General features: G+C 57.3%; 17 protein-coding genes. 10 read left to right on the forward strand and 7 right to left on the reverse strand.

What is annotated here, in order from left to right; all coding sequences use genetic code 11:
• Positions 1-21: 21 nt before the first annotated feature.
• On the reverse strand, positions 22-1893 hold the full coding sequence (locus EH31_RS15960) for an asparagine synthetase B family protein (RefSeq protein ID WP_034962195.1): 1872 nt from the start codon (positions 1891-1893) through the stop codon (positions 22-24).
• A gap of 17 nt (positions 1894-1910) precedes the next feature.
• On the opposite strand from EH31_RS15960, the gene EH31_RS15965 reads away from it, so the two are divergent.
• From EH31_RS15965 to EH31_RS15985, 5 genes are all read left to right on the forward strand, one after another.
• A complete protein-coding gene (locus tag EH31_RS15965; protein WP_206742049.1) occupies positions 1911-2453 on the forward strand; it encodes a lasso peptide biosynthesis B2 protein in 543 nt (180 codons plus the stop codon).
• Positions 2454-2627: 174 nt separating this feature from the next.
• Entirely contained in the window at positions 2628-2915 is a 288-nt protein-coding gene (locus EH31_RS15970) for a hypothetical protein (protein WP_034962199.1), read from the forward strand.
• Between the two features lie 245 nt (positions 2916-3160).
• Positions 3161-4405, forward strand: a complete 1245-nt coding sequence (locus EH31_RS15975) for an O-antigen ligase family protein (protein ID WP_161782167.1) — start codon at positions 3161-3163, stop codon at positions 4403-4405.
• Positions 4402-5121 (forward strand): hypothetical protein, encoded by a 720-nt coding sequence (locus EH31_RS15980; protein ID WP_051699362.1) that lies wholly within the window; start codon positions 4402-4404, stop codon positions 5119-5121. Before EH31_RS15975 ends, EH31_RS15980 begins: the two co-directional genes overlap by 4 nt.
• Positions 5122-5588: 467 nt before the next feature.
• Positions 5589-5876 (forward strand): hypothetical protein, encoded by a 288-nt coding sequence (locus EH31_RS15985; RefSeq protein WP_034962203.1) that lies wholly within the window; start codon positions 5589-5591, stop codon positions 5874-5876.
• Between the two features lie 256 nt (positions 5877-6132).
• Here the strand turns inward: EH31_RS15985 and EH31_RS15990 are convergent, their stop codons facing one another.
• From EH31_RS15990 to EH31_RS16020, 6 genes are all read right to left on the reverse strand, one after another.
• Positions 6133-9081, reverse strand: coding sequence for a DUF6493 family protein (locus EH31_RS15990; RefSeq protein WP_034962205.1), 2949 nt, complete (start codon positions 9079-9081; stop codon positions 6133-6135).
• A complete protein-coding gene (locus EH31_RS15995; protein WP_051699363.1) occupies positions 9078-10442 on the reverse strand; it encodes an SWIM zinc finger family protein in 1365 nt (454 codons plus the stop codon). The genes EH31_RS15990 and EH31_RS15995 overlap by 4 nt, the downstream gene beginning before the upstream one ends.
• Positions 10443-10888: 446 nt before the next feature.
• Positions 10889-13804: a CHAT domain-containing tetratricopeptide repeat protein gene (locus tag EH31_RS16005; RefSeq protein ID WP_034962209.1), complete on the reverse strand. Its 2916-nt coding sequence runs from the start codon at positions 13802-13804 to the stop codon at positions 10889-10891.
• 7 nt (positions 13805-13811) lie between these two features.
• Positions 13812-14291 (reverse strand): hypothetical protein, encoded by a 480-nt coding sequence (locus EH31_RS16010; protein WP_152553609.1) that lies wholly within the window; start codon positions 14289-14291, stop codon positions 13812-13814.
• Positions 14292-14425: 134 nt separating this feature from the next.
• Entirely contained in the window at positions 14426-14767 is a 342-nt protein-coding gene (locus EH31_RS18020; RefSeq protein WP_241765962.1) for a sensor histidine kinase, read from the reverse strand.
• A 530-nt stretch (positions 14768-15297) separates the two neighbouring features.
• The gene (locus tag EH31_RS16020) at positions 15298-15981 is read right to left on the reverse strand and encodes a response regulator transcription factor (protein WP_034962212.1); all 684 of its coding nucleotides are present in this window, start codon (positions 15979-15981) and stop codon (positions 15298-15300) included.
• A gap of 304 nt (positions 15982-16285) precedes the next feature.
• Between EH31_RS16020 and EH31_RS16025 the strand changes: the two genes are divergently transcribed.
• From EH31_RS16025 to EH31_RS16045, 5 genes are read left to right on the forward strand one after another with little or no spacing between them, the layout of a single operon-like run.
• Positions 16286-16645, forward strand: a complete 360-nt coding sequence (locus EH31_RS16025) for a hypothetical protein (RefSeq protein WP_241765963.1) — start codon at positions 16286-16288, stop codon at positions 16643-16645.
• The gene (locus EH31_RS16030; RefSeq protein WP_241765964.1) at positions 16642-17547 is read left to right on the forward strand and encodes a hypothetical protein; all 906 of its coding nucleotides are present in this window, start codon (positions 16642-16644) and stop codon (positions 17545-17547) included. The genes EH31_RS16025 and EH31_RS16030 overlap by 4 nt, the downstream gene beginning before the upstream one ends.
• A complete protein-coding gene (locus EH31_RS16035; protein ID WP_241765965.1) occupies positions 17547-18719 on the forward strand; it encodes a sel1 repeat family protein in 1173 nt (390 codons plus the stop codon). Before EH31_RS16030 ends, EH31_RS16035 begins: the two co-directional genes overlap by 1 nt.
• A gap of 14 nt (positions 18720-18733) precedes the next feature.
• Positions 18734-19657: a tetratricopeptide repeat protein gene (locus tag EH31_RS16040; RefSeq protein ID WP_241765966.1), complete on the forward strand. Its 924-nt coding sequence runs from the start codon at positions 18734-18736 to the stop codon at positions 19655-19657.
• Complete coding sequence (locus EH31_RS16045) at positions 19654-20118, forward strand: hypothetical protein (RefSeq protein WP_152553610.1); 465 nt, start codon at positions 19654-19656, stop codon at positions 20116-20118. Before EH31_RS16040 ends, EH31_RS16045 begins: the two co-directional genes overlap by 4 nt.
• Positions 20119-20137: the final 19 nt, after the last annotated feature.

Genomic DNA, 20137 nt, shown 5'->3' on the forward strand with positions numbered 1-20137 from the left:
CACCCCAGTGGCAGGGTTAATTTAGCCTGTGTGGTTAGCTTGATACAAAAATGCTGCGGAAGCGTAAAGGCCCCAAATCTCCCAAGCCCAATAATCTCCCTCTGGCCCGCGGAAATCTATGTCCAAAATCTGTGGAAGCCCCTGCGAATCGCACAATTCCTGCAGCACTTGAGATGCGTGTGCCCTCACATATTGCGCGAACTGATGATCGATCTTCGTGTTAGTGAAGTTAGCCTTTGTTGTGCGATTAAGCACCTTTTCAGGCAGATAAGACGCCATTGCTTGGCGATGGATGACTTTGGTGACCGCGCCGCGCCGCTTGATGTGAGCAGGCGTGGCCAGAGAGAACTCGATAAAGGACCGATAAAGCATGGGGTGCCGAGATTCGAGGCCGATCTTGTTCCTTTGGCGACGCATCATCGAATGAGTGAGGTCGCCGCGCGGCGTCGTGGCAAGGTTAACCTTTGACCATTCAATCGGGTTTGCTGGTAATGAGGCTTCGAACTCTTCCTCCGCCTCTTTAAGGGCCTCTCGCAATTCCGGGGCGAGCCACCGCAGCGCCACATCATCTTGCCGACGTTTAGCTCTCATCTTGCGGCGCACAGCTTCACGAAAGCCGTTCGGTGCCAGCCAAACCGCTGTCTGCCTCGAACACTGTTTCAGAGCCGAAAAGAAACCTTGATCCGAAGCTTCGGTGTTTAACATCCGCCAGAATCCGGCCAGATCTTTGTCGTCCAGAAACTCAAGGTAGCTGTGAGCGTGCCCTTGAAGCCACTCATCGCCGCCAATTCCATTGAGCATGACCCGCGATCCGTCACCCACGACTTGCTGTTCCATCGTCAGCATCATTGCGCCATTGGATGGGCTGGGAATATCGCAGTGCCAATGGGCGTCTTCGGAATAATAGTCGATATCTGGATCGAAGAGCGGCAGCTCCCTTAATTCGCGGCCCAGATGCGCAGCAGCAGCGCGGGCATAGGGCAGTTCATACGCATTGCTGCCGTCAGGTGCGGCAAGAGAATAGCCCTGCATCTCCGGCGCCAACCATTGCCCCCTTTTTATCAGGTCATCGGCAACGGAGAAAATGGCAGATGAATCGAGCCCGCCGCTAACCGCGACACCTACCTTATGATGCGCACGCGACGAGCGCCGGACGCAATCGAAAAGGACCTCTTTGTAGTGCTCTGCATATTCCGCATCGCTATTGTAACGGATAGTGACATCGGTTGGGGGCGACCAATACTTCTCTTCGCGAAGAACGCGCCCATCAAAGCTCATGAAATGCGCGCGTTTAAGGCGCTTGATCTGCTTCCAAGGCGTCTCTTCGCGCAGATACCAGCGATTGGTGAGCGTTTGCGCGAGATACCGCAGGTTTGGCTCAAGCGCTGCGGGCTTCAACGCTGCAATCGTCCGGAAATCAGACGATATTATGAGGCGGCCATCCTCTTGCAGATAGTACAGCGGGACAAAGCCAAGGTGATCACGTGTGGCAAACAGCCGGCCACGCCTTTGGTCCGCTATAATAAGCGCAAACTCACCTTGAAGGCGCTGCGCACAATCATCGCCCCAGATTTCGTAGGCTCGCAACGCAACCTCAGCATCGGAGCGATTGCGCAAAGATGCGCCGCGCGCTTCTAAGTCGCAGGCCAATTCCTCATGATTTATCAGATAGCCGTCAAAGGCACAGGCAATTTTCCCGTTTTGGGTCGTGGCTGGTTGGGGTTGCGCGCAAGATTCGCTGGTCGTGTGCAACGTACATGCAGCCAGTGCGAGGTTGCCCGATACCCAGTTGCCTTCCGCATCATGCGGATACTCACGCAGCGAGCTGAGCATAGTTTGCACATCGTTGCTCGGCACACCTTCAGCCGAATAGATGGCGCATATAACGGACAAAGTGCAAAATCCCGGATGTGACGATACGATGTGACGATGCAAGGCTTGGCATAGCGCAGCGCACTGTGCCATGGCGGCGGGGTAATAGGCAGATGATGAACTTGGCGCAATCTCCACACATCCCGGAAACTGGAAAGCTGCCTGGCGTGCGCGATATTCCATGGCTTTCGGTCTATGCCGTCAGGGGATTTTGGGAATTGGTTCGAGCAAGGCTCATATTTGAAAGGCTTGAGGCCAAGGCGATCCCGGCCCGCAACAAGAAGGCCAAAGCGGCCGCTGCGATAGAGCAGCCGATCTCACCGGCTAGGCTTGCCCGGATTAGCTATGTAATTCCGCGCCTTTCCGATCGCCTACCATGGCGCAGTGATTGTGTGATCCAAGCCATCGCTGCACAAAATTGGCTATCATCGTTGGGCGCGGCAAGCGAAATTCAGATCGGGGTCGAAAATCCCAAGGATGGTGAGTTTGGCGCGCATGCGTGGCTTCTCTATCGCGAATCGGTCATCACTGGTGGCGACATTGCGCAGTATCACGTGATTCTCACCGAATCGGATGGCTAGACCGTCTGCCTTTAAAGCGTGCACTAGACCCTAATCTATCCGCTTTTCCTCTGAACAACCGCCTTGTAAGCCGTGGTTAGCACTTCATTTACCTTTTTTTCGAGTTGTAGTTGTCAAACGTGCTGCGCTGCACTAACAAGCTACGTGAAACCACTCATCAAGAGGGCAGGATTGATGTTCAAATCAACGTCTAAGTTTATTACTACCGCCGCTGCAGCTGGCTTGGCATTTGCACCAATCGCTGTTCAAGCAAACACTCGCGCTGCTGACAGCGCCCCAGTTTACACCAGCGCTTCTGCTGCCCAGCCCGGCCTCGGCCGCTCGGCTGAAGGCGAAGATGTTGTTGGCGTACCTGGTGTCATCATCGGCATCTTCGCTGCTGCTGCTGTGATCGGTGCGATCACCATCGCTGCTAGCGAAGACGACGAAGACACAGACCCAACACAGTCGCCTGGCACCTGATCGCTTAACAGCTTTCATATGCGGTGACGCAAAGAATAAGCGCGCGGGTTTCCCGGGCGCTTTTTCTTTGTCCTGGCTGCATGAAAAAGCCGATACGCAAAGCTGTGCCAAACACGCAAACCAACAATGCCACGAGCAATGGGCCCACGAGCAAGAGGCGCAGTCACCTCTGGGCTCTGTGCGCTTTGCTCGTTTGCGCCGCTGTCTTTGGCGGGGGAGGGTCAAGGTATGGGCTTGCGAACCTTGTGGTTCAGCTCACCGCTATCGGCGCGCTCGCATTTCACAGAGATGCCTTTCTGAAGTTCTGGCTTGAAGCGCCCTTTGCCCTAAAGCTTCTTGCATCTGCATCAGTGCTCTTGCCTGCGCTTTTCCTCATACCGCTCCCCCCACAAGTTTGGACGGCACTGCCAGGCCGCGAACTGGTTGCTCAATCGTTGGAGCTTGCAGGCGGTATTGGCTGGACCACGGCAAGCGTCGATCCAGTCCGCACCCTCCTTGCGATCACCGCCTTGATAACTCCGCTTGCTGTCCTGTTCATAGGGTGGAAGGCTCCACGCGCGCATTTGATTACGCTAGGCTGGGTTGTCGTAATCCTCGGCCTTGCGAATGTGGCTGTTGGTATCTTTCAAGTGCTTTCGAACGGGGCAACGGGCCTATTCTATCCTGAAATTCCCATGCCCGGCATTTTGTTTGGAGCATTCGCCAACCGAAATACCGCTGGCCTATTCTTGGTCGCGTGCCTGACTTTCGCGGCGCTTTTGCCCGCACCGCCGCAAGCTGGACAAGCCGCACTACCGGCGCGCATCATTATCTGCCTCTTGCTGCTGGTCGCCATCCTTTTGACCCGGTCACGCACGTCCTTGGTCATCGCATTTTTACCGATCGCAGCACTTTGTTTGCGGGTTCTGCGTCAAAAGATATCAACGCCGCGCAAAGGGCAGCGGGGAAACGAAACCCGAAAGTGGGCGACTTTGGCAGCGGTCGTTCTGACCCTTGGCGCTGTGGCTAGCGTTGGTGTAATGGTACCGGGCAGACTTGGCGATGTAATAGAGCGCTTCCAAAGCGACCGGACCGACGCGCGGACCTACATTTGGGAAGATGCCAGCTACTCCGCCAGCCGATATTGGCCCGTTGGATCGGGAATGGGCACGTTTGACGATGTGTTTCAAACAGACGAATCACTTGAAAACATCACGCAGCGCCGCGCAGGCCGCGCGCACAATGACTATTTGGAAGTCGCAATCGAAGCCGGTGCCCCCGGACTGCTGCTCATTACCGGCTGGCTTGCACTTTTAGCATGGCTCAGCTGGCAGGCGCGGGGCCGAGAGGACAGATGGATCGCCTGGAGCGGCAGCATCACTCTTGTGGCGTTAGCATTGCAATCCGTCACAGATTACCCTCTTCGAAATCAAACGATGCTTGCAATTGCCGGCTTTGCATTGGTTGTGCTTGTGCGCTTTTCCGCTCCAAGGCGGGGGGCCAAGATATGATCGCACGCATTATCTGGGTCGCAGCCTTGCTTGGCATCGCAATCGTCTCAACAGCGGTTCATCTGGATCGCGAGGCCCGAAGAACAGCGTCGCTTGCGCTTTATGTACCGGAAATCTTCCGGTCAGGGGCGCAACCCCGGATAACCGCATTGGCGATTGATTCCGGCATTCCTGAAATTGGCGTTGCGCAGGCGCAGAAACTTGTCAGGCGTCGTCCCCTGCCTGCCCGGCATCTGCGTTTGCTTGCACAAGCGCAATTTGCAGCGGGCAACAATGAGGCCAGCGCGCTCGCGATCCAATATGCAGCCCAGCGCGGCTGGCGCGATGCATTGGCCCAAGAAGCGATGATGCAAATTGCGCTCGCTGCGGGCAACCGGCCAGAGGCAGCTCGCAGATATGCTGCTCTGTTCTTGATGAGAGGAACCGAGCGCGCTCTGCTTGAAGAGACGGGTGATGCCGTCTTCCCAGAGCCAGGCGGCGAAGAAAGAATGGTGTTTGCGCAAATCGTTTCCGGCGGTGAAAGGTGGCACAATGCTTTCCTGACACGCGGGGCAAGGGTCATGCCGCCCGATGCGTTTGTCGAGATTATTGAGATAAGCGCCAAGGACGGCACTCAGTTCCGCTGCGCAGCGCTGCGCCAAGCCCAAAAGGCGATTGAGGGCGAGGACCAAACACTAGGCAAGCGACTTTCATCGGTCCTTCAATCGCAGTGCTAACCTGTAACGGCATAAAGGAATGCTGCTTGGCACTGCTTGATCCGATTAGCGCCGTTTGGCGATTGTCCGCTCACAACGCTTTTAAAGACAATCTCGAGCCTTGCCTTTATCTCACGAAACCGATCGATCGCGCCGTTTCAGAAGAGTACTCGCACTAAGGGCCCTAGGCGTCTGATTTCATGCAGTAGTTCAGGATTGCCCTTACGCGAATCCCGCAAATCGGCCCGCAGCGTCAAGCAACTCTCTGATATACAGAAGTATTATTGAGGGGCAGATTGAAGAGGCGCTTTCGGCGCACTTAGCACAAAGATCGCTCTGCGCCCCAAAGTCGGACGTTCGAACTCGACACTGAAATGCCTGAGAACCAAATGACTGTTTCCAGGAAATCGTCAGATTGGCTCTGGCGTCCGCTACCGCGGTGGAAAGCGGACTTTCCCATTCGTTGGCTGTGCAGCTATGGAAGAGTGATGGAAATTCAGAGCGAGCAGCGGTTGATAGAGTGGATACCCCTCGAAGAGGCGAGCGGGAACACCCCCTCATTTGGCGACATCGCCATGCAAAGCGGTAACTACCAAGCACTGGTCGTTACACTGCCTTATGAAGAAGGAAGTCTGACGGTTGAGTTTAAGGATGTTCGAGCATTTATGACCTCGTGGGATGGTGATCCGAACCCGGTCCTTACATTTGAGGAGGCTGCCTCTCGGCCCGCCGACCTTATCAAGATAGAGGCATCACGCTGGCTTTCTGATGCCTAATTCTTCTTCGGTTCCGAAAGCTCCGTTCAGACCAGCGATCAACCTTGGCAGCACTTTTGCATCATGTCTGGCGAACGCTCTCTCCACGTGGCTGCTCGCGACGTTTTTAAAGCATCTTGGGTCGCAAAATAGCTGATCAAAATTGTGCGCAAATGGGTCGTTAGCAGAATGGCGGCTTTGCGCCGTTCGTTCGACAGAAGCGGACTGTCGGCAACCGGCCCCGAGATAGGCCTAAGATCTGAGACTGCCCCCATCCTTACGAGAGTATCTGCAGCGCGAGTTTCGCCGTCTTAGTTTTCCCTTTCAGCTTTGCAAGAGCCGCGCGCACCTCTTTGCTCAAAGGGTGCGGGGCTATTGCCTGCGCTTCGACCAATGCCTCCAGAACATGAAAAGCATTTCGCTGGCCAAGATCGAATTTTGGCAACCATTCCTGTAGCGCAGCGCCGGTCGCACTCGCATGAACTGGCGAGACCTGCACCACTTGTTTGAGGCTTTCGCCAAGGCGGTTGTATTTGAGCCATCCCCCTGCCGACACGCGTGCGATGACGTCTGCAAAACAGGCAGGATTGAATTGCCGCGTTTCAATTCCCTCGACCATAGCATCGACTGCAAGGCCTTTGGCATCGGCATCCCTGCCGACGAGCCCCAGCGAAAGCAGCAGATGCTCGGCCTCGCCCCAAGGCCTCCCGCGAACGAACAATGCCTTGAAAAAACCGTGAGTAGGGGTCCAATTGCTGGCGCTGTCATCGACCCGCTGCATCAATTGTCTGGCTCCGCGATAAAGGGCGTAGTCCGGGTGCTGCGGCCAGATATAGGCAAGCCATTGCGCGACCCATGTCGTGTTCAGATCGCCAAACCATTGATATTTGGCCTTCGACTTATGCTGATAGACGGCCGCTGTGGGAATAGTTTCCCATTCGACACTTTCCTTGCGGCCAAGCAAACGGGACATATTGAAGAAGGTGCCCTTGGAGCTCATGGGAGCTGTGGACTTGCCATCGGCCCGTTCAACCTTGATTTCGAATATCGGAGCCTTCCACCGCATATCGCCGTATTGCTCTGCCTTGCTCGCGCTATGCCATCGGTGGACCGCCGGAACCATGCCGCCGGGCCACGGATCATCGATATCGAGCGATTGGAACGCTTCGCTCCAGTCGGCAAAGGGATCGCGCGCACGCGCGGCCGTCAGCCAGGAAGCGTAATGCTTGCCGTCGTCGCTCTTTGGAGCTTCATCTCCGCCCAGAGCAAACCGTGCCAGCCGTCCCGCATCGCCAGATAGCGTTTCTGCCTTTTGAAGTGCCTCGGAGCGGTTGTCGGGAGCGAGCCGTAGCAGTGAAAGGCGAAAGTCCGTCGAATCCTCGATCCCGCCTCTTTGTGCTGCCGTTTGCAGTCGCTCGGCCCAGATCAGTGGATCAATCCAGCCACCCGGGTGCGTAATGGTTGAGAGCAACTGGCGGGGCTCGCGCCGATGAACGTGTCTTGATACCCCGTGCAGAAATGCGACCATCGGTACAAACGCGTCTTCCCGAACATAATAGGCGAGTTCCTGCTTGTGAGAGCCGCGCAGTTCACCCATGGCCCAGGTTAGCACGAGAGCTCGCATGGTCTCGGCAACACCTGGATACGCTGTCGCCAGCCCGTTATAGCTTGTGCCGCCTTTTTGCATTCGGTGAATCAACGGGGCAACGCGGTCCTGAAAGTCGGCGGGCCGCTGATCGGCAAGACGACTGATCCCGTCCAGCAACCGCTCTACTTCATCGACGTCCTCGACAATTTCCGCACAATGAAAAGCAAGGTCGATCAGTTCCTGCAGGTCTTCGACCGGCTCAATCCTGTTTGAGCCGTCAAGAACCGAGCATTGCGCGAACTCCCGCGTATCGGGAACGTAGGGCTGCAACTGCTCGATGGCAGGCTGGACCACAGCGATACTTTCTGGTTCGACCGCATCGCCGGCATGACCGAGAAGGTCGGTCATTGCTGCGCGGTTGCTGGCAGCAACAAACGAGCCGAAGCTTTCAACATCCTGCCACTGTGCCCGATCGAGTGAGTTGGCATAAGCACTCAACAAGGCAATCGCATTGGCCTGAACATCGGCATGGGCGTGGCGCAATCCTTCGATCGTGGCCCCGAGCGCGTTCGCATTCGGCTGTCCTTTGGCCTTTGTCGCCGTGCGTTTGAGCACCTTGTCGAGCAGCCGCAGGGCGGCGATGCCATTGCCCTTACCTTCCCCCGAGAAGACGCTAGGCAATTCTCGCAGCACCCGATCATCGTCGAGCTGTTTCGCCTTTTCCAGCTGCGCGAGCATATCGATAGCGAATTTGGCCACATGCCCCACGGGATGGCACAATAGCGCAATCAGCGCGGATTGACGGGCCGCGATCTCCGACCCGCTTGGCTCCATCAGCTTGAAAAACTTGTGGTACCCGGAAAGCTGATTTTGCTTGATGTCCGCCTGCAGTCCGGACAGCGCCAGATCAAGCAGTTTGCCGCGATCATAATGTCCGCCTTGCGCCAGTTTCACGAGCGCCTGAGGCCACGTTTCGTAATGATCGGGCGCCCCCTTTACGAGCCAGCTGTTCGTGTTGAACGCAGTCGTCTCGACCCGAAAAAGGCCCTCAACATCGTCGAGAAGGACGGAGTCTTCCAGCAATTGCTTGCTGAGAGGAGGCACGTATGTCTTGTTTTGCCCGTAGAAGCCTGTCCGCATCAAATGTGAGGCGAACAAGCGGTAATAGCCGTCGCTCACCGGTTTGGAGATCAGCCCATCGCGGATCCATGCCCGAATGGTGGGGAATTCAAGTTGTGTCCATTCCTGCTCGAATTCGTGTTCGATCCAATCTTGCAGCCATTCGGGTCGCCGGTCAGCGATCAGCTCGCGAAAGACTTCCTTGTCTTCGTAGCTCGCACGGGTCTGCCATTTCTTGACTGCGGAAAGTGGCCCCAGAGCGAACACAGCCAGTGCCGCATTGCTGTTGGCGCGAGAGTTCCAATATTGGTAGCTGCCATCCTTGCGCGTCTTGAGAAACTTCTTCAGCCGATCCGACGCTGAGGCATTCGCCTTGCCGTCCCACAGTTGACGATGCACCTTACTTGCGGTTGTCGAGAGCTTCTTGCGTGCTTTCTCGTCCATTCCTTTGAAGATCAGCCGGAATGTCTCCGCGTCCTTCGTTTCAAGGATCAGGTGTTCAAGCTCATCGGGTGTCATGTACTGGGTTTACCTTCGTCGTCCCCCGCCATGATTGAGGCTGCGAGGATGTGTTTGCATGGGCCGCGCTGGCCCTGGTATTTGCTGAACCACGGGCACGTACAGGCCGGGCCCTGCTCTTCCAACCGGACACGGTGCGTTGTGCCGGTTCCGGCGACTTCGTAGATAGCGGCAGCATCGCCGCTGGCCGGGGTCACAAGGGCAATCTTGCCTGCCTCGATGAGCTTGCGCGCATTACCCAGCCGGGGCTGCATGTCCTCGACCTTGTCGAGATCGAACGGCAGTTCGCGATGAAAGTAATTGCCGCTATCGCTATCGAACCCCGCAAGCCCGCGACTGCCGAGGACCGCAAGCGCGCCAACGACTTCGGCGCTTTGCAAACCCAGTTGATCGGCCAGCGCCTGCGCGTTCAATTCCGATTGCCATTTCAAGCTTGCACGAACCTTTGCAATCGCCTCGTCGCCAGGCGGATTGGCAAGCGCTGAAAGCACCTGTCCCTCGCCGGAAAAGCCACGATACAGCTCTGGACTGATAAGCAAGAAGAACGATCCTTGCTCGAACCGGACTTCCCACCCGCTCGCCCCGCTATCGCGATCAACCCAAACTCGCAGCGATTTGGCCCGCAACAGCAAGGGTTCGAGCACCTTGACGCGGTGTGTGCCGTGGATCGGCACAGCTCCAGCCACTTCGCGCTGGCTTGCACGGATGGAGCGGGCAGCAGAGATGGCGAAGGTGGGTCGTTTGGGCACGCTGGATTTTGGCAGCGAGCGCAAGAACCGCAATGCATCAGGAGCGGACACCTCCATCGCCACTTCCAATTGCGGCAGATAAGCTTGCACCTCACTGAAACCCTTGATCCAGCGCAGCGGCAGCTGCACTTTCTTTTCAACCGTGCGTTCGTTGCCGCGGCTGAGGACAACCTCGTCTGCACCGACGGCAAATTCCACTTGCTCGTCATCCCTGAGCCTCAACAGCGCATTGCGCATGTCCGTGTTGAAATCGACATTGGTCGTTCCGCGCCCGTGGCAATCGCCCTCGAACACGCCCTCGGGCAGATCGACCCGCGCATAAACGCCGCAGCATCCGCTGAACCCTTCCAAGCGCAAGAGGCTCTCATTGCTGGTTAGAACCGGGTCGAGCAGCGCGGGCCGTGGCAGGAAGAAATGCGTGCGCACAACGTCGCTGAGGACGTAAAGCATTTCTCCGGTTTGCCGGGGCTTGCGCAGCTTTCCATCGAAGAAATAGGGCTTTACCAGGTCCGCATCGCATGTTGCGAGCGAAAGCTGAGGTCCGCTATCATCGTTGACGACGACACCTGATGGGAATGCGTACTGGTAAGTGAAATCAAGTGCCGCCGCCATGGCCTCTCCAATTACGTTTGCATCCAGAGCTGGATGATTGGCATGAATCCAGTGTTATCATGGAGAACTTCAGCTGCCAGCGTTATCGTCAAATTGTTAATCGCGGATTTCTGACAGGCGGCTTCGAGGGATACGGACCTTGCAAGCGGACGCCGTCACCGCAGTTCAGCAAGAATCGTCGAACAACGGTGATGTATGCCATGACCGCGGTCTGGTAAGGTTGCAGGGTGACCGATGGAGGATACGCGAAACCATGCCGTAACGCTCAGCCTCGTTGTTTGCTGGAATATCAAGGTAGGCAGCTCTTTGAAACTGCAACGCAGAGGCCCGCGCCGCAATTGCGCCCAGGACAAGGGCAAGCCCTGCTTGCGCCCAAAGCAGCGTGGGCTTGGCTGAATTCATGGGGTTTGGTTGGGCTTGGGATTTCCAAGAATACCGCTACGAGTTCAGCCCTCGATAAGAACGAACGGGGCCCAAGCGAACGGGCTGTTCGCGCCCTCGATGCCGCTGTCGCTGCGCAGTTCGCGTATTGCCCCGCGCAAGGCATCGGCTTTGCTCATCCCGCTTAGATGATTTATCACGGTTCGCGAACTCACGAAGGCGGCTATGTCGTCACGCACTTTCCAGTGAGACACGAGCAAATCCTTCGCTCCGGCTTTTCGAAATGCCTGCGTAAGACCAGAGAAAGCTGGCAGTCCACCTTCCATCCCCGCTGCACTGTCGCAGGACGAAAGGATGACCCACTCTGCGTGCATTTCGAGGATCGCGATCTCACTGGCTGTCAGCAGGCCGTCATTACCTATTTCAACACCGGGCGAAAGAACCAGCGCTGGCTCTGCAATCCCTTCTATTTCGCCCGCGACGATGCCGTGAGTAGCGACCACGATTATATCTGCACGGCTCGTTTCAGCCATTCGGATCGAAGCCTCGTTTGCCTCTGCTCCGATAAAAAGACGCTGGCTGCGCCACGGTATAGCAGCTGCAATTGTCCTGACTTCCTCGGCGGTTCCGGGGAGAGGCGGTAAACTTGCGAGCGCTTCCGTGTCGATTGAACTGCGCGAAAAATAATCGGCCATGCGCGATGGCGCCGATGCTGCCGGGATATCGCCTCGAGTTGTGCTTTCAAACGGGGCAGGCGCGGCAAATGCAACCAGATCCAGCGCATCGCTACGGTCGCCGCGCTCGGCAGGTTCCTCTTCCCAAGCCGACAGATCGGCGAGGTAGCTGAGAGAAAAGCGGTCGACCAGCCAAGCCTCGTCGCCGCCCGTTCCTCCGGCCTTCAGCAATGAGAAGGGAAGAGAAGCGAGCGGCCCATTTGTGTAAATCCGTAGCGCCTGCGTATGAGCAAGCTGCTCCATAATCTCGGACGTGAACAGCATTTGGCCAAGCCTGCGTGAAGTCGTCTCGTCGAATGATCCAACCCTCACGCTGCTCCCGAGTGCGTTGGAGAGATCAACGATTGTCTTCCTGTTTGCCTGCAGCGCGATTGGCTTTGCTTCCGACGGCGTAATCAGCAGCGCATAGGTGCCGTAATAGACCGGAGTTACGGCCAGAACCGCCTCATCCTCTGCCAGCGCATCCTGTAGAGCGGAGATCGAAGTTTCAGGAGGCAGACTTGCCTCGGCCCACTGGGGGAACCCACGCTGCAAGTTTTCCTCGATAGCTGCAATCGCGACCCGCATCCGTTCCAGTTCATCACGCAAACCTTCGGTCACTTCGCCTCGCGCCATTGCAAGAAGCATCGCGCGGTCGGCCTGTTTCATTCTATCAGATGCCTCGGCGCGTTCGCGCAAAAGAGCGGCAAGGCCCGGATCTCCGGCGCGCAATTGTTCTGCCCTGCGGCTGCTGGCCCTGGCAAGCTGCGAGCGGCTGATCAGCGACATGGCCGACAGCATGAGTTCCGCATCGCTGTGCTGCGCCGCAATTTCCATGGCAAGATCCACCGCTGCAAGATGTCGCACCGTCAATGCAGAACTCTGTTCGTCTCCTAGAGAGCGCTGGATAGTGCCGAGCAAACTATACGCCTGGTCTGTATAGCCATCGCCCAAATCACCCGGTTGGGCATAGCTGAGCAGCAAGGACGCGAGCGCGATTTCAAGCCCATCGGTCTTGTCGCTGGCAAGGACGCGGCTTTCAAATGTTTGTGCATGGCGAAGCGCTTCGGCATTTTGGCCTGTCAGCATCAAGGATCGCACGAGATCGGGCACGATGCGTCCCAAAGCCTCGACATCCTGCGTATCCTCGCCCAGCCGCTGAAGTCCGTCATCCAAAAGCGTGATAGCCTCGCCCGGATTGCCCAGCGCTAGCGATGCCTGGCCATTATAAGCAAGCGCGAGGATCGGAAAGGCGCTGTTCGGCCCTTGATATCGCGTCATGATCGCTTCCGCCTCGGCAAACAGCGGTTGCACCTCTTCATACTTTTCACGCTGGAGCAGGATGCTGCCGAGATTGTGTATGCCGTAACCAAAGATCAGCGTATCTGCGCCTTCGTATTCGCGCTTGAGCTCCAGCGCGGTCGTCAGGAAATCTGTCGCCTCGATCGGCCTGCCGGAATTGGCAAGTATGATCCCCAGCATCTCGAAAGACCGGGCGTAGCTGGGATGTGACGGATCGACATGCGCGCTTGCCCGTTCGACAGCAGTCCGGGCATAGGCCTCGGCCTCTTCCATCCTATCAGCCCGGCGAAGCGTCTGGGCATAGCTGTAATAGGCCGCGATTGTATCGGGATTGTTTGGGCCCAGGCGTCCCTCGCGCGTATCAAGGCTTGCCTTTTGATAATCGAGAGCCTCCTGCGTACGACCCATGCGCAAGGCAGTTTGAGACAGCGAAAATTCGAGGTTGGATTTCGCCATTGTAAAGCCCGGGCCGCGCGCACCATCACCAAGCTTGGTGAATTCCGCATAGGTTTCCTGTGTCATCGAAAAGCCGCGTTCGGGCTCACCCTTCTGGGTCAGTAGCAAACCGATCAGCGCAGCCCCGTCCGCCATGGCCGCAGGGTAGCTTTCGAGATAGGGTCGACCGCCCTCAATCCCGCTTTGCGCCAATTCCAGCGCCTCGTCGATCGCCCCATTGCGATACAGCTGGGACGCAATCTTGAGCTTGGTCATATGGAAAAGCGGGTGCGGCGAACCGTCCGCTAGCAACGTTTGCGCGGCGGCATCCTGCAACGCTTGCCAAGCGGCAATGGACTGTATCCGGCCGGCCTCATCCTGCGCTCCGTTTTCCTGAAGATCGATGGCCCGGTCTTCCAATGTCTGCAAATGGGCATATTGCTGCAGGCTTGTTGAGTAAGTGTTTTGCGCTTCCTGGGCGTTAGCTGGCGGCGCGAACCAAAGCGCAAACGCACCCAGCGAAGCCAGCATCGCAGCTTTACTCCAAAACAATGTGATAGCGCGCATTCCCCGTCCCCGAGTTGAACAATTCTATTCGATACCGCTGTGTATAGGCGGGAACGAAGCGGCATTCGCGCGCATGAGCGGGCGATCGTTCGCAAACCGCCTTGCCGTCTCCTCTTGAAACGCGCAGGCGCAGTCCGCCCTGCGGCGTTGTGCCAGCCGCGATGCCAACCGATTTCCCGCCCAGCAGAACCTGTTCAGTGTCGAGCGTAGCGCCCGGGGCAAGAGTACCGCTGATGTAAGCCGGGCCGAGGGCTCTCCCGCGCATAGGCAAGGCGTCTTTCGAGACAACGCTGCGCCATTCCAGCATAGTCTCCTCACTATGCCGGTCCGATGGACTTGCGCCTGCAAGCTCGATCGCCCTTAAATGAGTCTCCAAGGTGGCCAGATCGCTGCGCTCAAAGGCGGTGCCCGCAGCAGAAAGATCATTTGCCAGTCGTTCCGTGCTCGTCATTGCTGCGGCCTCGGGACTGGCCAGGGCGGTTACATCATTACCGGGTCCCCGCATGCCTGCGCATGCCGATAGTCCCATGGTGAAAGCGAGCAAAAGCCCTAGTCGCGCGGGACAAGGTTGATTTGGCGAAGCGATCATTGACCTTGCACGCTCCCCCTGCGCTGAAGCACAAAACTTGCACCTTCGGCTTTGTCCATAAGGCTGAGCGAGAAGCCGTGGCATTCGGCAATTGCACGAGCGAGCGCAAGACCCATCCCGTTGCCCTGAATGTCAGAAGCTGTCGCCTCGCCTCTGTAAAAACGCTGGAACACTCGTTCCCGTTCTTCCGCGGGAACACCGGGGCCATCATCAGCTACGGTCAGAACAGGCCCGTGATGAAGGGTCACCCGGATTGCGTCGCCCGGATGATTATACTTGAATGCATTGTCGAGAAGGTTCGTCAGGACCCTGCTAAGCTGCGCCTCATCCCCCTGCAAGACTACCTCCTGTTCGATATCCCGCTAAAGACCATAGCCCTCCGCTTCAGCGGTGTCTTGATATAATTCGCAAATCCGATTCACCATCACGCTGAGATCGGAGCGATCAGGCCGCTCGTGCGCGACCAGCAGCCACAAATCCTCTGGAATCAGCGTGGCTCTGCCGAGGGCCTCGGTACGGTTCCCGATGCGAATTGATCCCCGTTCTGAAATCGCCGGATCGAGGTCTGGCCACAGGGACAGATCACCGGCAACGTGCGACCGGCACTATCTGCAAGAAGGGAGTGCGGGCGCACGCCATAGCTTGGAATAGCGTCAAGACGGTTCTCGATACGCGCCTCAAGTTCTTCCTGCTCGCTGCTGATAAATATCGACCAAACCGGCAAGGTCCAGATCCACGCTCTCCCGCATGGACGCAGTAAAAGTATCGCGGATCGTCTGGTCGGTCATCCACCAGAGGCAATGCAGCAATATGGCGGATAAGCCTGCGGATAGCAGGACAATTCGCGTAAATATGGAACGCGGAGCAATTATGATACGGTTCCACGCAACAGGCGGTAACCCGCGCCCCAAACGGTTTCCAATGCCGGACTGGTGAAACCTTCTTCCAATTTGCGGCGCAGCCGGCCGACATTGACATCGACAACATTGGTTTGCGGATCGAATGACATGTTCCAAACGTCGCGCAGCAACATCTCGCGGGTCACGACTTCTCCGGCATTTTCCATGAAGTAACGGAACAATTCGAACTCGCGCGGGCTAAGTGCCAAGTGCTGATTGTCGCGAAAGGCCGTGCGAGCCTTCACGTGACACTCAAATGCGCCGAAGAGGATGACCGCGCTATGCTCGCGGCCCGAGGCCCGGCGATGCAGCGCACGAACACGCGCTAGCAATTCCATCGTCTCGAACGGTTTGGCAAGATAGTCATCTGCGCCCGCTTCAAGGCCTTCTGCCCGGTCGCTGGTTCTGCCCAGCGCGCTTAGCATCAAGATCGGCGTGCTGACACTACCATCGCGGAGCCGTCGGATCAGGTCCAAGCCATCAGCATCACCCAACATCCGGTCCATGATGATGACGTCAAACGCTTCCATCCCTGCTCGCTTGAGCCCCTCGACCCCGGTCATTTCGACGGCGAGGGTATCACCCTCTTCCACAGCAAGGTTCCTCATTTCGTCAGCAGCGCGCGCGTCGTCCTCAATGTAGAGTATCTTCATAGCTTAAGCCTACTCTTGCCCTTTTGTTTGGCCCAGTTTTTGCGGGTTAGGTGTAAGACGGCAAAGCGCATACTGCCTTTTTGTTGAGTCCAAATAGCAAAGGAACGCAATCCAATAGCGTGACAAGTGCTGTTAGCTTCGCATCAAGCCCAAAATCTCAGCGCCTCTAGACCTCAAGCAATGATCTCAACGCCCTTGTACTGCAATCAGGTAACAGCAATTGTCACCTCTATGACAGCATTCGTAGCTGCCCCCTTATCCCGCTAACGCGTATTGCCATACCCCTGACTTAAGGGGACAAATCATGGTAACAAAGACATCAATTTCGCTGCTGGGCTTGGCCGCTGGTCTGCTGGTTCTTGCAGCGCCTGGATCCGCAAAGGATCCTAGCCCGAAGAAGCTCATGGAAATGAGTGCAAGCTGCGCATATGTCGTCAGCGTTGCCGAGGGTAGCAATGCCAATCTCAACTATGGATCGGCCGATTGGTTGAACATTGTTCGCATCCTTGAACAAAGGACCGGATTGGATGGCGAGCAAGCGATTGAACTTGCCAAGGCCAAATATAATCGGCGCGCACGTGTGATGGGCGCAGATGAAGCCTATCGATACATGCTCAACCGTGCTCAGGAATGCGACCGTGAAATGGCCGTTATCCAATCATGATGACCAGCGCACTCTCCTCCACTTCGCGCCCGGCTCCAACGGGCAAGCCCATTGCTCTGGCGCTGGGATTGGGGCTCGCTTTGCTGGCGCCAAGCACGCCCGTTTCCGCTCAGGCGGAGGATTCAGAGCTAATCTATGAATGCGCGTTAGTGCTCGAATTTGCGGCAAAGAACCGGATGAACCTGTCCACCCCTGCCAGCCGTGTCATGGCGCATTATGGTGAGGTGACCGGCAATGATGCGCAGATCCGCCAGCAAGATGCGCAAACGATAGAGGCAACCTGGGCCGAGTATCGGGGCCAAAACGGTCGCAAGGCGCTCGACCGATACAAGCTGTCCGTCGCGCAAGATTGCTCCGATGCTTATGACGAGCTGGCGCAGCGTGAGGCAGCCGAGGTGGAAGGTGAGCTTAACTCGCTTGGAACCTTGTCAGCTGCGGCATTGCGATCATTTGCCACGCGCACGGGCGATTTTGGCGAAGTCGCTAATTACCTTGTCTATTATTACCCTTACGGCAAAAACCTGTTTCAGCCGAATGAAGATGGCGACCTTCTGGGGCAACTTGTTGTCGAAGCGGGTGCGGCAGGTTTGAGGCGGTGGAGCGACGAAGCAATCTACGCCATCGCAAACAAGTCTTATTGGCAATACAACCCGCCCGCCACGCGCCTTGTTTTCGCCGAATATCAGCGGCGAATGCGGATGATGCGCCAGACCGAATCCGAGGCACAGCGCTGGGCTCAGCGCGCCGCTGATGATCGTGCAGAGCAAGCCCGCCGGGCCGACGCACCATACGTCGGCTCGCTTGGAACCGGAAAGCCGTACAAACCAAAATCTGGAAGCGGCGTCTATGTATGCACGACATACCAAGGGACCGGGGGTGGCCGGGTGTGCAAGGAAGAATGATGCGCGCCGCCAAGATAGGGGTGCATTGCCCCCTCGCCTCTGCGTTGGCGGCGTTCATGCTGGCGTTGCTTGCCCTTATTTCGGTCACTTTTGTGTCGCCTCCCAGTGCATTGGCCCAAGGTGTCAGCCCGCTGCCTGCAACCATATCTGCGTGTGATGCAGGGGACCGGGCAGCCTGTCTCTCCGCTGGCCTCGCCTTGTCCGATGTCGAGAACCCATCTTACGACGCCTTTCTCAGCCTGCGCTTTTTACAACAGGCCTGCGCCGCCAATGAAGCGGCGGCCTGCGGGCGGTTAGCGCTGATATTCTATGCGGGCGAAGGCGACGTCGAACGCGACTTGCCCAGTTCTGGCAATTTCGCGCAGCGTGCATGTGCAGGACAAGACCGCGATGGATGCGAAGTCGCTGAGGCCGTGTTTGCTGAGCCGGGATCGCCGCAATTCGATGCGGAAAAGGCGCTGCGGTATCGCAGGATCAATTGTACGCAAGGCAATCGACGTTCCTGCATCGATCTTGCGCGGATCCTTTATTCGATGGACGATCGTCTGCCGGCCGAACAAATCGCACTGAATGCCTGCATCCCGGGCGATCCATCCAGTGCCCAAGTGTGCGATTTTGGCAACCGTTTGCAATCCTTGCGCCGCAAGGCCGAGGCAGAGCGCGAAGCGGCGATACAGGCGGCGCGCAATGCGCAGGCGCGTGAACAATCTGTCTTCGATCAATATATGGGCAAGCGCGATTATGACGGCGCGCTGTATTATTCGCTCTACCACTTGCGGTCCAAACGCCACGCCGAAGAGGCCGTTATGGCCGCCTCGCGCGCGGGTGCTCTCGCCTCGATATTCGAGGATCATTTCTACGTTCTCGAATACTGGTTCGCGACCGGCCCGGTGGCTCAGATTGCCGCCTCACAAATCGCGAAGAAACGCCAGTCGAACGACTGCGGCATATGGAACTGCACCAATATGCCGGGCGCAAGCTCGCGGCGGTGGCAAGCCCAGCGCGGATCGAGCGGATCAACCTATCGCGCGCCCGGCTCATCTTATTCACCGCCTCCCTCTTCATCAGGGACCAGCAGTGCTGAGATCGCAAAACAGACCCGCGACAAATACCGCACCTACAACTGCACCGGCTCAAGGCGGCTCTCGAGCAGCCACCCGGTTTGCCAATAGAAAGGAACGCAACGATGAAGATTTCAAAATTACCGCTCGCGCTGATCGCATGCGCAGCGGCCTTCGGAACCGCATTTGGACCTGCACCAGCCAATGCTCAGGCGACCTCTGCTGCATCAGCGACGCAAGCCGCGGCAAAGATCGAGGCAGGTGGCAGTAGCAATGCACTGGCTGGACAAGCAGCCTACAATTCCGGCGATTTCGCCACCGCCCGCGCGAAATATCAGATCGGCTGCCTCACGGATGGCAATGCCGCTGCCTGCACCAATCTGGGTGCGATGGCCACGAAAGGTGAAGGCGGCGCGGCCGACCTGCCGCTTGCCCGCCAGGCCTATCAGAAAGGCTGCACCAGCGGCGTGGGCGAGGCCTGCGAAAACTACGGCTCCATGCTGATAAACGGGCGCGGCGGAGAAAAGGACTACGCAAACGCCATCGCGCCGCTGTCCACCGCCTGCAATGCCAGCTTTGCAACGTCCTGCTACGATCTGGGGGCCACCTATTTCTTTGGCCGTATCGGCAGTGGGCCTGACTATGCGAAGGCCCGTCAGTACTTCGCCAAGGCCTGCCCCGGCTATGATGCCGATGGTTGCTATGCCTTGGCCATTCTCCAACGTGACGGCGGCGGCGGTCCGGTTGATGCAGCGGGCGCGGCCCAATCATTCAAACTATCATGCGAAGCGGGCAAGTCGGACGGCTGCCTCGAATATGGCGTTGCGCAATATAGCGGCGCAGGATTGGCACAGGATTATTCCGGCGCGCGCAGCAGCTTTGGCCAAGCCTGCAATACCGGCAATGCGGGGGCCTGCATGAATGCAGGGATTATGGCTCGTGACGGTCAAGGGGGCGCGGCTGACCCGACCGCCGCCAAGCGTTTCTTTGGCCTTGGGTGCAAGCTTGGCATTCAGGATGGCTGTACCTTCGCGGAGCAAATCAAATGAACGGTGCAAGTAAAAACCTGCTGGCTGGCTTTGCAATGCTCGCAATTGGAACCTCTGCTTTAGCTCAGGAAACTGCTGCTTCGACAGCCGCAAACGATGCTGAGGCGCACAATGCGATATTCGAAAAAGCGGCCACCTCAGGCCTGTCGCCCCTAAGCGTGGGAGAAATGCTGTCTTGCTCGGCCAATTGGGACCGGTGGGCCTTCATCGTCGAAAGCGCTGCTGACCGTGCGTTTACAATGGGTTTGCGCAGCGAACTGTCCGCCAGAAACGCGAGGAACCGAAAGGTCTATTGGCAGCGGCTGGCTCGCCGCGAGATGCGCGAAGATGACAATCCCTCCTATTTTGAACGCATGCGTGCAGACGCTGCAAGCCGGGCCGACAAGCAATATGCCAACTATGCCTCCGGCTCCGAACGCGGGATCTCGGTGATGATGCAAAGTCTCGGCTTCTGTAAATGACCATCTTTGGAAGCGCCCG

Source organism: Erythrobacter longus (genome assembly GCF_000715015.1).
Lineage (GTDB): Bacteria > Pseudomonadota > Alphaproteobacteria > Sphingomonadales > Sphingomonadaceae > Erythrobacter > Erythrobacter longus.